Source organism: Aciditerrimonas ferrireducens (assembly GCF_023130475.1).
Classification (GTDB): Bacteria; Actinomycetota; Acidimicrobiia; order Acidimicrobiales; family UBA8190; genus Aciditerrimonas; species Aciditerrimonas ferrireducens.
In genome coordinates, this window is sequence record NZ_JAKHEX010000017.1 from 40841 (window position 1) to 55154 (window position 14314).

Consider the following 14314-nt stretch of genomic DNA (forward strand, 5'->3'; position numbering starts at 1 on the left):
GGGCCCAGACGGGGGACGCCGAGCCTGGCCGCCCCGGTGCCGGCGACCCTTCGCCCGCCCCGGGCCTGGGACCAGCGGGGCCGTGCCCGGGCTCGACCGGGGGGGTTCGGCTCACGCCGCCCGCTCCCGGGCGGCCACCACCCGCTCGGCCTCGCCCCTGGCCTGCCGGTCGGCCTCGACGATCTCCTCGACGCTCTGGGGGTTCCCGGGCTCGCAGCGCTCCAGGCAGGACTCGACCACCTCGGCGATGCCCAGCCAGGGCAGCCGGCCGGCCAGGAACGCGGCCACCGCCACCTCGTTGGCCGCCACCAGCCACGCCGGGGCGACGCCCCCGGCCCGGCCGGCCTGTTCGGCCAGGGCCAAGCAGCGGAAGACCTGCCGATCGGGCAGCTCGAAGTCCAAGCGCCGCAGGTCCCGCCAGTCAATGGGACCGAAGGGCCGCGGCAGCCGGGCCGGGTAGCCCAGGGCGTAGCCGATGGGCAGCCGCATGTCGGGCCTCGACAGCTGGGCCATCGTCGAGCCGTCGCAGAACTCCACCATCGAGTGGATCACGGATTGTGGGTGCACAACCACTTCTATGTGATCGTAGGGCACGCCGAAGAGCTGATGGGCTTCGATGACCTCCAAGCCCTTGTTCATCAGGGTCGACGAGTCCACCGTGTTCTGGGGTCCCATCTGCCACGTCGGGTGAGCCAGGGCGTCGGCCGGGCCGACGTCGGCGAGCTCAGCGGCGCTCCGGCCCCGGAAGGGCCCGCCCGAGGCGGTGAGGACCAGCTTGGCGACCTCGGCCGGTCGACCTGCCCGAAGGCACTGGTGGAGCGCGCAGTGCTCGGAGTCCACCGGCACGACCTCTGCCCCCGAGCCGTCCCAGACCTGCTGGACGACGGGCCCCCCGGCCACGAGGGACTGCTTGTTGGCCAGGGCCAGGCGGCGACCGGCTCGCAGGGCCGCCAGGGTGGCTGGCAGCCCAGCGAAGCCCACGACCGCGTTCAGGACCACGTCGGCCCGCTCGGCTGCCGCGGCCAGGCCCTCGGGCCCCACGGCCAGTTCGCAGCCCTTCGGCAGCCCGGCGCCGACCGCCGACGCCGCGGCGGGGTCCCCGACCACGACCAGCGACGGCCGAAGCGTCCGGGCCTGCTCGAGCAGCAGGGCGGGATCCCGGCCGCCGGCTGCGAGGGCCACGACCTCGAAGCGACCCGGCACGGCCCGGACCACCTCGACCGCCTGGGTGCCGATCGACCCGGTCGAGCCCAGCAGGGCCACGGTGACCGCCGGTCCGGACGGTTCGTCCGCCGGCGCATCGTCCGGGCACGCACCCCGGGGCAGGCCGTCAACCGACATGGAGGACTCGCACGAGGTAGTAGGCGGCGGGCAGGACGAACAGGGCGCCGTCGAAGCGGTCCAGCAGGCCCCCGTGGCCGGGGAGCAGGCCACCCATGTCCTTCAAGCCCAGGTCGCGCTTGATCAGCGACTCGCACAAGTCGCCCAGGGGAGCGAGCACCGCCGCCACTCCCCCGAGGGCAGTGGCGCTCCCCACCGTCCACGGGTGGACGTGACTGGTGACCAGCGCCGAGAGCACCACGGCCAGGACGGCACCACCCAGGACCCCCTCCCAGGACTTGCCCGGGCTGACCTCGGGTGCGAGGCGGTGCCGGCCCAGGGTGCTGCCGACCGCCAAGCCCCCCACGTCCGCCCCCACCACCGCCACGAGGACCCCGAGGAAGAAGGCCACACCATGGCGGTCGGGGAAGATCGACGGCGCCAGGAGCAGCCCGGCGAACGAACCCAAAAGCCCGATCCAGGCCACCGGCAGCAGGGTCGTCGCCACCCCCACCACCGCTGAGCCCCGACCGGCCCCGAAGAGGTACCAGAGGAAGCTCAGCACCACGGTGGCCGCCAAGACCAGGGGCAGGGCCGCCACCCCGGCCAGGTAGCCGGCGAGCACGATGCCGGCCGTGGCCGCCAGCCCGAGCAGGGTCGCCGGCCGATACCCGGCCCGCTGGAGGGCCCCGTAGGCCTCGGCTGCCGCCAGGGTCAGCACCACGACCGCCAGCAGGCAAGTGGCCAGCGGACCGGCGACCAGGCAGCCCAGGGCGACCAGCCCGAAGACCACCCCGCTGGCGATGGCCACCGGCAGGTTCCGGCCCGTCCGTCCCCGGCCGCTGCCCGCGCCGGCCGACGCGGACCCCCGGGCCCCCCGGTGCCTCGCAGCGGTCCGGCCCCGGCCGACCCCTCGAGGGCTGCCCTCCCCCGCCGGCGCCCAGGACGCCGACCGCGCGGGGCCGGCCGCCTCGGTCGGATCCCCCGAGGCCCTCGACGCCGACGCTCCCTCGTCGCTGCCCGAGGACCACCCGCTCGAGGAACCGGCCTCGTCGGGGCGGCTGCTCGGAGCTGGCCTCTCCGGAACACCGGTCAGGGAGCCGACCCGCAGCTCGGCGTCGCCCAGCAGCTCGCTCGCCAGGGGCTGGTCGTCCCACTCGTGGGGGTGCTCCCGCCAAGACGGCCCGCCGCCGAGCCGGGCGGCCAACGGGTCCTCGGGTTCAGGGCTCCGGGCCACGACGGCCGGGACTTGGCCAGTGGGCGGGTCGGTCCAGGGCAGCAGCGGCACCCCCTGCGCGCCCTCCTCCTGGCGCTCGTCCTCCTCGGAGCGGACACCCTTCGCTGGCCCCTCGGTCGCCGGCCCCGTCTCGGCACCTTCCGTCGGGCCCGCAGCATCGCTCGCCGACCCGGCGCCCGCCGCGTCCTGCCCCTGCTCCGCGGGCACACCGACGCGCACGGCGCCAACCACCCGGACCTGCTCGGTCGGCGGGTCGCTCGGGATGCCCGAGGGCCCCCCAGCCGGGGACCGCTCGTCGTCTCGCTCGTCCACCCTGCCTCCTCGGCCGGCGCCGAGGCCTGCCGGCTCAGACCTCCAGGAGCTCGCGCTCCTTGTGGGCCAGCACGCCGTCGACGGCCTCGACCATCTCGTGGGTCAGCCGCTCCAGCTCTCGTTCCGCCCGCTCCAGGTCGTCGGCGGAGAGCGACCCGTCCCGTTCGAGCCCTTCCAGCTCGTGCCGGGCGGCCCGTCGGAGGTTCCGCACCGCCACCCGCCCCTCCTCGGCCTTGTGCCGGGCCACCTTCACCAGCTCCCGGCGCCGCTCCTCCGTGAGCGGTGGAAAGGCCAGGCGCACCACCGCCCCGTCGTTGCTCGGGGTCAGGCCCAGGTCGGACTGCTGGACCGCCTTCTCGATGGCGCCGATGGTCGACTTGTCGTACGGGGCGATGACCAGCAGGCGAGGCTCGGGCACGCTCAGGCTGGCCAGCTGCCGGAGTTCCATCTTGGCCCCGTAGACCTCGACTTCGAGACGCTCGACCAGGGCCGCCGACGCTCGTCCGCTTCGGATCCCCGCCAGTTCGCTCCGGGTGTGGTCCAGGGCCTTGGCCATCTTCTCCCGGGCCTCGCCCAGGACCAGCGCTGCCAGATCCTCGTCGCTCACCGGATCAGCGTACCGATCTCCTCGCCGGCCAGGGCGCGCCGCAGGGCACCCTCGGCGAGCAGGTCGAAGACCAGCACGGGCAGCCCGTTGTCCTTGCAGAAGGTCACGGCGGTCAGGTCCATCACCCGCAGGTCCCGCCGCACGACCTCCATGAAGCTCACCGTGTCCAGCCGCTCCGCAGTGGCGTCCACCTTGGGGTCGGCGCTGTAGACCCCGTCCACCCCCGAGTGGGTGCCCTTCAGCAGCATTGCCGCCCCGATCTCCGCCGCTCGCAGGGCAGCCGACGTGTCGGTGGTGAAGTAGGGGTTGCCCATGCCGGCGGCGAAGATCACCACCCGACCTTTCTCCAAGTGCCGGACGGCCCGGCGCCGGATGTAGGGCTCGGCCACCTCCTGCATGTGGATGGCGCTCAGCACCCGGGTCGGCTGGCCCAGGCGCTCGATGGCGCTCTGGAGGGCCAGGGCGTTGATGACCGTCCCCAGCATCCCCATGGTGTCCGAGGTGGCCCGGTCGATGCCTTCCGCCGCCCCCGTGGTGCCCCGCCAGATGTTGCCCCCGCCCACTACGATGGCCAGCTCCAAGGGCAGCTCCTGGCAGGCGCTCACGATGTCGCCGGCCAGCCGTTCCACCACGGCCCCGTCGATGGCCTCGGCGGCGCTCGGCGAGGCCAGGGCCTCGCCCGACATCTTCAGCACCAGTCGCCGCCTGGGCGCGCCGGCCTGCGATGCCGAGGTGACCACTGCGCTCAGCCGCCCACCACGACCTGGGCGAAGCGCAGGACGTCGGCACCACCGAGCACCTGCCCGACGCTTCGCTTCTCGTCCTTCACGAAGGGCTGCTCGAGCAGGCAGCGCTCCTTGTAGAAGGCCTGCATCCGCCCCTCCACGATCTTCGGCAGGGCGGCCTCCGGCTTGCCCTCGTTGCGGGCCATGCGCTCCACCGTGGCCCGCTCCTCGGCCACCTCCGCCTCGGGCAGGTCCTCGGGGCGCAGCACCTGCGGGCTGCCCCCCTTGACCTCGACCAGGACCGCGTTCACGCCCCGGCCGGCCTGCTGGTGGAGGTAGCTGCCCAAGACGGACCCTTCGGCCGGCACGAACCGCACCACCCGGCCCACCGAGATGTTCTCCTTCAGGGTGGTCCGCAGGTCGTCGACGGCCTCCTGCCGAGCGCTCGCCGCGTCTTCGCCCTTCTCGGCCACCAGCCGGGCCAGCTCGTCCACCAGGGCGACGAACGACTCGGCCTTGGCTACGAAGTCCGTCTCGCAGCGCAGCTCCACGATGGCTGCTGCTCCGGGCAGGACGGCCAGGCCGACGGCCCCCTGGGCCGCTTCCCGGTCGGCCCGCTTGGCTGCCCCGGCCAGGCCCCGCTCCCGCAGGAGCTTGCGCGCCGCCTCCAGGTCGCCGTCGGCCTCTTCAAGAGCCCGCTTGCAGTCCATCATGCCCGCGCCGGTCTGCTGCCGCAGGGTCTGGACGTCCTTCGCGCTGATCGTCGCCATCGTCGCTCAGTTCTCCTCGTTCGCCGGCTCGCTGACCGGGCTCGTCGCTCCCTCCACCCCCACGCTGGTGCCGTCCTCGCTCGTCCCGGCGGTCCCCGGGACGCCGTCGGGCGCCGTCGGCCCGTGCCCGGTCGCGCCCGGGCTGGCCGCTGCGGCAGCCGATGCCTGCTCGGCGGCGGTCGGCGTCTCCGCCGGGGCCGGCGCGGGGGCCGGCGCCGGAGCTGGGGCGTGTGCCGGGGCGGCAGCAGGAGCCGGGGCCGGACGCGGCGCCGGGCTCGGAGCGCCGCTGGACCGATGCGCCGCGATGTAGCGGCCTTCCTTCACCGCTTCGGCCAGCACCGAGCACATGAGGGTGGCCGAGCGGATGGCGTCGTCGTTCCCCGGGATCACGTAGGTGACGAGGTCGGGGTCGCAGTTCGTGTCCACCACCGCCACGATGGGCAGCCCGAGCTTGTTGGCCTCGGTGACGGCGATGTGCTCCTTCTTCGTATCGATCACGAAGATGGCGTCGGGCAGGCGCTGGAGGTCCCGGATGCCGCCCAGGTTTCGGCGGAGCTTGGCCAGCTCCCGCCGATGCCGGAGGCCCTCCCGCTTCGGCATGGCGTCGAAGTCCCCGGCCCGTTCCATGGCCTCGTACTCCCGCAGCTTGGCGGTCCGGCTCGAAATGGTCTGGAAGTTCGTGAGCATGCCGCCGAGCCAGCGCTCGTTCACGTAGGGCATGCCGCAGGCCTCGGCGTAGGTCGCGACCGGACCCTGGGCCTGCTTCTTGGTGCCCACGAAGAGGATGACCCCGCCCCCGGCGACGAGGTCCCGGACGAAACCGTAGGCCTGCTCGACCCCAGCCAGGGTCTTGTGGAGATCGATGATGTAGATCCCGTTGCGCTCGCCCAGGATGTAGCGGCGCATCTTCGGGTTCCAGCGGCGCGTCTGGTGGCCGAAGTGCATGCCGGCCTCCAGCAGCTGCCGGGTCGTGACGACGGCCACGGCTGCTCCTCCCATCGGTTGTCCCTCCCCGGCGCTGCGCCCAAGGGACGACCGTGGATGCGCCGGGTGCGTGGTGTCGGCGGTCTCCCGCCGGCCCGTCGCTCGACGGGCCGGGAAGAGGTTAGCCGACGCCCGACTGGCAGCCGGTGCCTGGACCCCCGGGCGGGCGCCGGCCGGGTCTTTAGCGGACGCTGGCTCGGGCCCGGGGCCGCCCTCCGCCCCGGACGCCCCGACCCCCGGCGTCGGCCGAGGCACCGGGGCTGCTGCGGTCGCCGAGCCGGGTGCGGAGCTGCAGCACGGCTTTCGTGTGGATCTGGCAGACCCGGCTCTCGGTCACCCCGAGGATCTCCCCGATCTCGGCCAAGGTGAGGTTCTCGTAGTAATAGAGGGACAGGACGGTTCGCTCCCGCTCGCCCAGCCGAGCGATGGCCTTGGCCAGGATCTCCTTGGCCTCCTTGTCTTCGAAGAGGGCCACGGGCCCGTCGGCGGCGTCGGCCACCGTGTCGCCCAGGGTGGCCCGCTCGCTGCGGTCCCCCCCCGCCAGCACCTCGTCGAGGGCGGCCACGCCCACCAGGGAGACCTGCCGGAGGATGTCCTGGAGCTCGTGCTCGCTGATCCCCATCTCGGCCGCCACCTCGGCGTCGGTCGGGGTCCGGTGCAGGAGGCCCTCGAGGGCGCTCATGGCCTGTTCCACCGCCCGGGCCTTGGCCCGGACCGAGCGGGGCACCCAGTCGATGGCCCGGAGCTCGTCGATGATGGCCCCCCGGATCCGGGGGATGGCGTAGGTCTCGAACTTCACGGCTCGGCTCGGGTCGAACCGGTCGATGGCGTCGATGAGGCCGATGATGCCGTAGCTGACCAGGTCCGCGCCGTCGACGTGCTGGGGGAGTCCAGCGGCCACCCGCCCGGCCACGTACTTCACCAGCGGCGAGTAGAGCACGATGAGCTGCTGGCGCAGGGCTGGGTCCCGGGTGGCTAGGTAGCGCTCCCACAGCTCCTCAGGGCTCGCCGGCTCGTCGCCCCGCCGCCGCCGACCCCGATCGCCCGCCGTCGCCTCGACCCGGGGGTCCTCAGGCATCCTGCCTCCCCTCACCGGCCCCGGCCGCCCGGGGGTGGGTCGCCCCGTGCACCGCCACCAACCGCTCCTTGCTCACGTGGGTATAGACCTGGGTGCTCCGGATGCTGGCGTGACCCAGCAGTTCCTGGACCACGCGCAGGTCGGCACCGTTGTCCAGCAGGTGCGTGGCGAAGCTGTGCCGGAGCTCGTGGGGGTGGGCCCGGCGGTCGCTGATCCGGGCCACGAGACGGTGCACGTCCCGGGGTCCGAGGCGTCGGCCGTGCCGGTTCACGAAGACCGCAGCCTCGGGCCGGGCGTCCCCGGCGAGCAGCAGGGACCGCCGGGCCAGCCACGCCTCCAGCCTGGTCCGGCACAGCTGGTGGATCGGCACCACTCGGGCCCGCCCTCCCTTGCCCTTCACCTGGACCACCCCTGCCGCCAGGTCCAGGTCGACCAGGTCCAAGCCGCAGAGCTCCCCCACCCGCAGACCGGCGGCGTAGAGCAGTTCCACGATGGCTGCGTCGCGGGCTGCGACGGCGTCGGGCACCGAGGACGCTGCAGCGTCGCCCCCCTCCGCAGCCCGGTCCAGCATGACCGCCAGCTCCCGACGGTCCAGGACCCGGGGCAGCCGCCGAGGGCCAGCGGGTACCAGCAGTCGGGCCGTGGGGTCCTGGCTCAGCCGTCCCCGGCGGACCAGCCACCCGAAGTAGGCCCGCAGCGCAGCCGCCCGGCGGGCCAAGGTGGCCCGGGCGTACCGTCTCGTGGCCAAGTGGGCCAGGTAGCGCCGGACGACCAGCCGATCGGCCTCCTCGGGCCCCCCCAGACCCATCCGGCCGCACCACTCGGCGAAGTGTTCGACGTCACGGCGGTACGCCGTGCGCGTTGCCCCCGACCGGTCGTGGAGCGCCCGCGCGAACCCCTCCACGTCCCACTCCATGCATCGAGGGTACCGCTGCTCGTGCCTTGGCGCGCGCCGACGACGCCGCCCGATCCGATATCTCACGGAGAGTGTTTATGTATTCTCATATTACTACGTTCCGCGGCGGTCGATCGAGGTTGGGGGTGTCGCCCGGTGCCCCGACACCGGCCCCGTGAGGCAAGATCGGGTCGTGACGGCGCGGATCCTCTTGGTCGAGGACGACGAGCGCATCCGAACCTCACTCCGCCTGGCCCTGGAGGACGAGGGCTACGACGTCGACGAGGCCGGCAGCGGCGAGACCGCCCTGAGCCGCTTCGCCGAGGATCCAGCTGACGTGGTCCTCATCGACATCATGCTGCCCGGCATCGACGGCTTCGAGTGCTGCCGCCAGATCCGTCGGGTGTCGACGGTCCCCATCGTCATGGTGACCGCCCGCAACGACACCCACGACGTGGTCGCCGGTTTGGAGGCCGGGGCCGACGACTACGTCACGAAACCGTTCGTGACCAAGGAGCTGACCGCTCGCATCCGAGCCCTCCTCCGCCGGGTCCGGGCCGGTGGCGAGCCGAGCGTGGTGCAGTTCGGGGACGTGGAGCTGCGCCCGGAGGAAGGCGTGGTGCGGCGGGCGGGCAAGGAGGTCCACTGCACCCGGACCGAGTTCCGACTCCTCTGCGAGCTGGCCGCCAACCCCGGCAAGGTGCTGAGCCGGGAGCAGCTCCTGGACCGGGTCTGGGGGTACGACTACTTCGGGGACGGGCGGCTGGTCGACGTCCACGTCCGGCGCCTGCGCACCAAGATCGAGGCGGATCCGGCCAACCCCCAGCACATCCTCACCGTGCGCGGCCTGGGCTACAAGCTGGCCGTCTAGGCTCATGGCCGCCCCGGTCCGCGCCCAGGGCAGCCGGCCCGAGGCCCAGCCGGGCGCCCCCGGCCCGGGCGGCGACCACCCCACCCGGTCCGACCAGCCGAGGGGACGCGCCCGGCGACCGAGCGGTTGGCCCCGGCCCCTGCGACGCCTGGGTCTGCGGGCCCGCATCACCGTCATGTTCGGCCTGGGGGCCCTCGGCCTCTCGGCGGTCATGGGCATCGGCACCTACTTGGTGGCCCGACAGTTCACCTTGCACCAACGAGAGGCCGAGGCGGTCCGCCAGACCTTCGTCGATGCTTCCATGGTCCGCTCCTCACTGCTCGTGCCGGACGTCGACGTCGTCTCGCTCCTCGAGTCCCTCGACACCTCGGGGTCCCGCTCGGTCATCGAGTTCCGTGGCCGCTGGTTCTCGGCCTCGGTGCCCGTCGGCGAGGGCTCCATCCCCCTGGCCATGCGTCAGCTGGTCCTCTCGGGCACCGCGGCCACCGAGCTCCTGCGCTCGGGGACCGAGCCGACCCTGGCGATCGGCGTGCCCATCCCGAGCGTCGGCGCTGCCTACTTCGAACTGGTCTCCCTGGGGGACGTCGCCCGCTCCCTCCAGATCCTGGCCCTCACCCTGGTCGGGGCCGCAGCCGTCACCACCGTCGCCGGCGCCGTCGTGGGACGCTGGGCCAGCGGTCGGGCTCTCGGTCCCCTGGCTGCGGTCTCCCACGCCGCCGAGGTCATCGCCGGCGGCCAGCTCGACACCCGGCTGGCCGTGGCCGAGGACCCGGATCTGCGCCCCTTGGCCGCCTCCTTCAACCGCATGACCGACGCCCTCAAAGAGCGCATCGAGCGCGAGGCCCGCTTCACCTCAGACGTCAGCCACGAGCTGCGCTCCCCCCTCACCACCCTGGCCACCTCCCTCGACGTCCTCGAAGCCCATGCAGGGGACCTGGGGGAGCGGGGCGCCACGGCCTTGCGGCTCCTCGCCGACGAGGTGCGCCACTTCCAGCAGATGGTCGAGGACCTCCTCGAGATCAGCCGAGCCGACACCGGCACGGCCCAGTTGGCCGCCGAGGAGGTCGAGGTGGCCGAGCTCGTCGACCACCTGGCCACCGCCGGGGGGGCCCGGGGGGTCCCGGTCTCGGTGGACCCGGCGGTCGCCCGCCTGCGGCTCTGGGTCGACAAGCGTCGGATCGACCGGGTGGTCGCCAACCTCGTGACGAACGCCGCCCGTTACGCCGGCGGGGCCCGCCTTCTCAGCGCCTCCCCCGGTCCCGGCCGACCCGAGCAGCCCGGGGCGTCGGGACCCGGGGTCGAGGTCGAGCCCGCGCCGACCACCACCCGAGGTTGGGTCCACCTTTCGGTCAGCGACCACGGGCCCGAGATCGAACCGGCGGAGCGTCACCGCATCTTCGAGCGCTTCTACCGGGGCCAGGCCGCTGGGCGCCGGGGGGCGGCCGAGGGCACCGGCCTCGGCCTGGCCCTGGTCGCCGAACACGTGCGGCTCCACGGAGGGCGGGTCTGGGTCGAGGCCGATCCCGAGGGCGGCAATCGCTTCGTGGTGGCCCTCCCGGCGGCCCCCGCCCGGGAGGAGGCCGACGACGACCGAGGCAGCGAGCGATGAACCCGGTCCGCCGGTGGGTTCCATCCCTACAGCCGGGCCCCGGACCGGCGCCGCGCCGCCTCGTCGTCGGCCTCGCCCTCGTGGCCCTGGCGTTCGGCGTGGCCGCGTGCGGGGTGCCCGTCGGCGGGGGACCCAGCCCGATTGCCCCGAAAGCGGTGCCCTTCGACCTCCTCGCCCCCACGCCCCCGAACAGCGCGCCGGCCTCCAGCAGCACCCAGAGCGGCGGCCACACCCTGGCTGTCCAGGTCTTCTTGGTGAACCCGTCCTCCCACCTCACCGCGGTCAGTCGCTCGGTGGCCTTCCCGAACGACCCTGACGCGCTCCTCGTGAGCCTCTTGCGGGCCGTCATCGCCGGCCCGACCTCGGCCGAGGCGGCCGCCGGCCTCCAAGGCGCCATCCCGCCGCAGACCGCGGTGCTCTCCGGCACGACCATCACCGCGGGCCTGGCGACCGTCGACCTGAGCGCTGGTTTCGGCCAGCTCGCGGGCCAAGCCCAGATCGAGGCCATCGCCCAGGTGGTCTGGACGGTGACCGCCAACCTCTCGGGGGTCAGCGGCGTGGTCTTCGAGATCGCCGGCCAACCGGCCTCGGTGCCCGAGCCCAGCGGCGCCCTGGTCTCCGTGGCCACCCGGGCCGACTACGCCTCCTTGGCCCCGAGCTGACCCCCTCCGGCCCCTTCCGGCATCAGGCCGAGCGCCGGGACCCACACCTCCGAGGCCGCCTCGCCTGCCGGGCGGCCCGGTCCTCAGTCTGTCGACCAGGCCAGGCGAGGGGCGTCCCCCCAGAGACGCTCCAGGTCGTAGAAGGTCCGGGCCTCCTCCAAGAACACGTGGACGACGACGTCGCCGTAGTCCAGCAGGACCCATCGGGCGTCGCTCAGGCCCTCCACCATGAGCGGCCGACGGCCCAGGCGGTCCCGGACCCGCCTCTCCACCTCCTCGACGATGGTGCGCACCTGGCGCACGTTGCGTCCCGAAGTCACCACGAACGCGTCCGTGACCCCCAACAAGGTGTGCATGCCGAGGACCACCGTCTCCTGTCCGGCCTTGGCGTCGGCCGCCAGGGCGGCCTCCAGGGCCAACGGCGGCGCCACCGCCCCCTCCTCTTCCGGCGTCTGCCGCTCGCTCGCCAGCCCGCTCTGCACGCTGGCCCTAGGCTACCAATCCCCCGGCGACCGCTGGTAGAGGCCGCGGCTACGGATCACCCGGAGGGCCCCGGCGGGCACCAGGACGTCCACCGAGGCCCCCTTCGCCAACCGGGCCCGCAGGGCGCTGGAGGAGACCTCCAGGCGCGGCACCGCCAGCTCCCGGATCCGCAGGCCCGGCAGGGGCGCGCCCTGGGGCTCGGCCCCGGGCCGGGTGGCCACGACCACGGTGGCCAAGGAGGCCAGGGCCTCGGCTTCGTGCCAGCTCGGCAGCTGCGGCACCAGGTCAGCCCCGACGATCAGGAAGCGTTCGGCCGACGGCTCCTCGGCCGCCAGGGCCCGCAGGGTGTCCACCGTGTAGCTCGGTCCGCCCCGATCGATCTCCAGGCGGCTGGCCTCGATGCCCACCAGCCCCTCGAGGGCGGCACGCACCATGGCGTACCGGTCCTCGGCCGGCGCCATGCAGGCCCGGCCCCGCTTCTGCCAGGGGTCGTTGGCCACGACCAGCAGCACCCGGTCCAGCTGCAGCTCCTCGCGGGCCCACACCGCCACCACCAGGTGGCCCACGTGCACCGGGTCGAAGGTGCCCCCGAGCACCCCGATCCGCCGCGCCCTCGGGCAGTCGGGCGGTGGGGATGAGCTCGGCACGGCGAGGAGCCTAGGTTCCGGCGGCCTACGCTGGGAACGATGCCTGGCAGCACCCCCGGACCGACGGACTGGAGCCCCGAGAGCTGGCGGCACCGACCCGCCCAGCAGCAGCCCGAGTGGCCCTCAGCCGAGGACCTTGCCCGGGCCGAGAAGCGGCTGGCGGGCCTGCCGCCCTTGGTCTTCGCCGGCGAGGCCCGACGGCTCCGCCAGCAGCTGGCCGAGGTGGCCGCTGGCCGGGCCTTCCTGCTCCAGGCCGGGGACTGCTCGGAGTCCTTCGAGGACGTGGTGGCCGACGTCATCCGCGACAAGCTCAAGGTCATCCTGCAGATGGCCGTGGTCCTCACCTACGGCACCGGGGTGCCCGTGGTGAAGGTCGGGCGGATGGCCGGCCAGTTCGCCAAGCCCCGCTCCGCCCCGCTGGAGGTGGTCGACGGCGAAGAGCTCCCGGTGTTCCGGGGTCACATGGTGAACGACGACGCCCCCAACGTCCGGGCCCGGGTCCCCGACCCGACCCGGCTCCTCGAGGCCTACCACCACGCCACCGCCACCTTGAACCTGGTCCGGGCCTTCACCAAGGGCGGTTTCGCCGACCTCTCCCAGGTCCACGCCTGGAACCTCCAGTTCGTCGCCGACAGCGACGCTGGCCAGCGCTACGAGCGGATCGCCGGGGAGATCGACGCCGCCCTGCGCTTCATGGCCGCCTGCGGCATCGACCTGGGCGCCGAGGAGGCGCTCCACCAAGTCGACTTCTACACCAGCCACGAGGCCCTGATCCTCCCCTACGAGGAGGCCCTGACCCGTCGCGACTCGCTGACCGGCCAGTACTACGACTGCTCGGCCCACATGCTCTGGGTCGGCGAGCGGACCCGCCAGCCCGAGGGTGCCCACGTCGAGTTCCTCCGGGGCGTCCAGAACCCCCTCGGAGTCAAGGTCGGCCCCGGCGCCGACCCCGCCGACGTCGTGGAGGTCTGCCGACGGCTGGACCCCGGTCGCGAGCCCGGTCGCCTCACGCTCATCGCGCGCCTCGGCGCCAGCCGGGTCGAGGAGCTCCTCCCCCCCCTCGTCGAGGCCGTCCGCCGGGCCGGGCACCCGGTGGTCTGGGCCTGTGACCCGATGCACGGCAACACCCTCACCTCGGCCGACGGCCGCAAGACCCGGCGGGTCGAGGACATCATGGCCGAGATCCGGGGCTTCTTCGCCGTCCACCAGCGCCTGGGCACCTGGCCGGGGGGGATCCACGTCGAGCTGACCGGCGACGACGTCACCGAGTGCCTCGGCGGTGCTGGCGCCATCGCCGAGTCGGACCTCCACCTCCGCTACACCACGACCTGCGATCCCCGCCTGAACGGTCGCCAGGCCGTCGACCTCGCCTTCCAGGTGGCCGACCTCCTGCGAGCGGAGCCCGACCCGTCCCGGGCCTGAGCCCCGCCCACCCCTCGACCAGCCTCGTCCATCCTCTGGCCAACACTGGCTCGCCAGCGTGACGGGTGGCCCCGGCCCCACCAGGACATCGCCGCACTTCGCGCGACCGCTCAAGGTGCCTCCCCGAGGCGCCGATCACATCCTTGCTTTCCGCCCCCCGGGCCGGGAAGACTGTCGCAGTTCGTGCCGATGCTCGCCGGTGGCCACCACCGGTGCCTTCCCCACCCTCGCCAAAGGCAGCCATGGACGATCCCACCAGCGCACGGCGGAGCACGGTGCCGTCCCCGGCGACCGGCACCCGATTGCTCCTCGGCCTCCTGCTCGTCGTTGGCCTCCTCGGCCTCGTGACCTCGGCCCGCGCCGGTTCGACTCGCTCCGCGCCGGCCCGCTTGCAGCTCACCGCTGCCACCACCGGCACCGGCACCACTGGCACTGGCACCGGCACCACTGGCACTGGCACTGGCACTGGCACCACTGGCACTGGCACTGGCACCGAGACCAACGTCGGGTACTGGATGGCCACGGCCGAGGGTGGGGTGCTGCCCTTCGGGGGCGCACCGCCGGAGGGCTCGGTGCCCTCCGAGCTCGGCCCCAACGTCAAGCTGGCCGCCCCAGTGGTGGGCATGGCGAAGGACGACAGTGGTGACGGTTACTGGCTGGTGGCCCAAGACGGCGGCGTCTTCACCTTCGGC

14 protein-coding genes and 1 pseudogene are annotated in these 14314 nt (G+C 73.6%); 5 read left to right on the plus strand and 10 right to left on the minus strand.

The window, feature by feature from the left end; all coding sequences use genetic code 11:
* Positions 1-111: 111 nt before the first annotated feature.
* The 8 genes from dxr to Acit_RS09820 all read right to left on the minus strand — a co-directional run bounded on the left by dxr (position 112) and on the right by Acit_RS09820 (position 7949).
* Complete coding sequence (gene dxr / locus Acit_RS09785; RefSeq protein ID WP_248108576.1) at positions 112-1341, minus strand: 1-deoxy-D-xylulose-5-phosphate reductoisomerase; 1230 nt, start codon at positions 1339-1341, stop codon at positions 112-114.
* The gene (locus tag Acit_RS09790; RefSeq protein ID WP_248108577.1) at positions 1331-2869 is read right to left on the minus strand and encodes a phosphatidate cytidylyltransferase; all 1539 of its coding nucleotides are present in this window, start codon (positions 2867-2869) and stop codon (positions 1331-1333) included. The genes dxr and Acit_RS09790 overlap by 11 nt, the downstream gene beginning before the upstream one ends.
* 34 nt (positions 2870-2903) lie before the next feature.
* Positions 2904-3476, minus strand: coding sequence for a ribosome recycling factor (gene frr / locus Acit_RS09795; RefSeq protein ID WP_248108579.1), 573 nt, complete (start codon positions 3474-3476; stop codon positions 2904-2906).
* Entirely contained in the window at positions 3473-4171 is a 699-nt protein-coding gene (pyrH, locus tag Acit_RS09800) for a UMP kinase (protein WP_312710469.1), read from the minus strand. The genes frr and pyrH overlap by 4 nt, the downstream gene beginning before the upstream one ends.
* 50 nt (positions 4172-4221) lie before the next feature.
* On the minus strand, positions 4222-4971 hold the full coding sequence (tsf, locus tag Acit_RS09805; RefSeq protein WP_248108580.1) for a translation elongation factor Ts: 750 nt from the start codon (positions 4969-4971) through the stop codon (positions 4222-4224).
* A 6-nt stretch (positions 4972-4977) separates the two neighbouring features.
* Positions 4978-5955, minus strand: a complete 978-nt coding sequence (gene rpsB, locus Acit_RS09810; protein WP_248108583.1) for a 30S ribosomal protein S2 — start codon at positions 5953-5955, stop codon at positions 4978-4980.
* 181 nt (positions 5956-6136) lie between these two features.
* On the minus strand, positions 6137-7033 hold the full coding sequence (whiG, locus tag Acit_RS09815) for an RNA polymerase sigma factor WhiG (RefSeq protein WP_248108585.1): 897 nt from the start codon (positions 7031-7033) through the stop codon (positions 6137-6139).
* A complete protein-coding gene (locus tag Acit_RS09820; RefSeq protein ID WP_248108587.1) occupies positions 7026-7949 on the minus strand; it encodes a tyrosine-type recombinase/integrase in 924 nt (307 codons plus the stop codon). The genes whiG and Acit_RS09820 overlap by 8 nt, the downstream gene beginning before the upstream one ends.
* 172 nt (positions 7950-8121) lie before the next feature.
* On the opposite strand from Acit_RS09820, the gene Acit_RS09825 reads away from it, so the two are divergent.
* Genes Acit_RS09825 through Acit_RS09835 form a run of 3 tightly spaced genes read left to right on the plus strand, consistent with a single transcriptional unit; the run spans position 8122 to position 11070 of the window.
* Positions 8122-8799 (plus strand): response regulator, encoded by a 678-nt coding sequence (locus tag Acit_RS09825; protein ID WP_248108589.1) that lies wholly within the window; start codon positions 8122-8124, stop codon positions 8797-8799.
* A 4-nt stretch (positions 8800-8803) separates the two neighbouring features.
* The gene (locus Acit_RS09830; protein ID WP_248108591.1) at positions 8804-10408 is read left to right on the plus strand and encodes a sensor histidine kinase; all 1605 of its coding nucleotides are present in this window, start codon (positions 8804-8806) and stop codon (positions 10406-10408) included.
* Entirely contained in the window at positions 10405-11070 is a 666-nt protein-coding gene (locus tag Acit_RS09835; RefSeq protein ID WP_248108593.1) for a GerMN domain-containing protein, read from the plus strand. Before Acit_RS09830 ends, Acit_RS09835 begins: the two co-directional genes overlap by 4 nt.
* Before the next feature lie 83 nt (positions 11071-11153).
* Here the strand turns inward: Acit_RS09835 and rsfS are convergent, their stop codons facing one another.
* Together rsfS and nadD are read right to left on the minus strand one after the other, a co-directional pair.
* A complete protein-coding gene (gene rsfS, locus Acit_RS09840) occupies positions 11154-11552 on the minus strand; it encodes a ribosome silencing factor (protein ID WP_248108595.1) in 399 nt (132 codons plus the stop codon).
* A 12-nt stretch (positions 11553-11564) separates the two neighbouring features.
* Entirely contained in the window at positions 11565-12200 is a 636-nt protein-coding gene (gene nadD / locus Acit_RS09845; RefSeq protein WP_248108597.1) for a nicotinate-nucleotide adenylyltransferase, read from the minus strand.
* Between the two features lie 39 nt (positions 12201-12239).
* Between nadD and Acit_RS09850 the strand changes: the two genes are divergently transcribed.
* The gene (locus tag Acit_RS09850) at positions 12240-13622 is read left to right on the plus strand and encodes a class II 3-deoxy-7-phosphoheptulonate synthase (protein WP_248108599.1); all 1383 of its coding nucleotides are present in this window, start codon (positions 12240-12242) and stop codon (positions 13620-13622) included.
* A gap of 242 nt (positions 13623-13864) precedes the next feature.
* Positions 13865-14314 (plus strand): annotated as a pseudogene (locus Acit_RS09855) (hypothetical protein); the annotation flags it as partial.

Coding starts and splice junctions, on each gene's coding strand:
- dxr (WP_248108576.1), bottom strand. CDS start 1,341: ATGTCGGTTGACGGCCTGCCCCGGGGTGCGTGCCCGGACGATGCGCCG.
- tsf (WP_248108580.1), bottom strand. CDS start 4,971: ATGGCGACGATCAGCGCGAAGGACGTCCAGACCCTGCGGCAGCAGACC.
- whiG (WP_248108585.1), bottom strand. CDS start 7,033: ATGCCTGAGGACCCCCGGGTCGAGGCGACGGCGGGCGATCGGGGTCGG.
- Acit_RS09820 (WP_248108587.1), bottom strand. CDS start 7,949: ATGGAGTGGGACGTGGAGGGGTTCGCGCGGGCGCTCCACGACCGGTCG.
- Acit_RS09830 (WP_248108591.1), top strand. CDS start 8,804: ATGGCCGCCCCGGTCCGCGCCCAGGGCAGCCGGCCCGAGGCCCAGCCG.
- Acit_RS09835 (WP_248108593.1), top strand. CDS start 10,405: ATGAACCCGGTCCGCCGGTGGGTTCCATCCCTACAGCCGGGCCCCGGA.
- Acit_RS09850 (WP_248108599.1), top strand. CDS start 12,240: ATGCCTGGCAGCACCCCCGGACCGACGGACTGGAGCCCCGAGAGCTGG.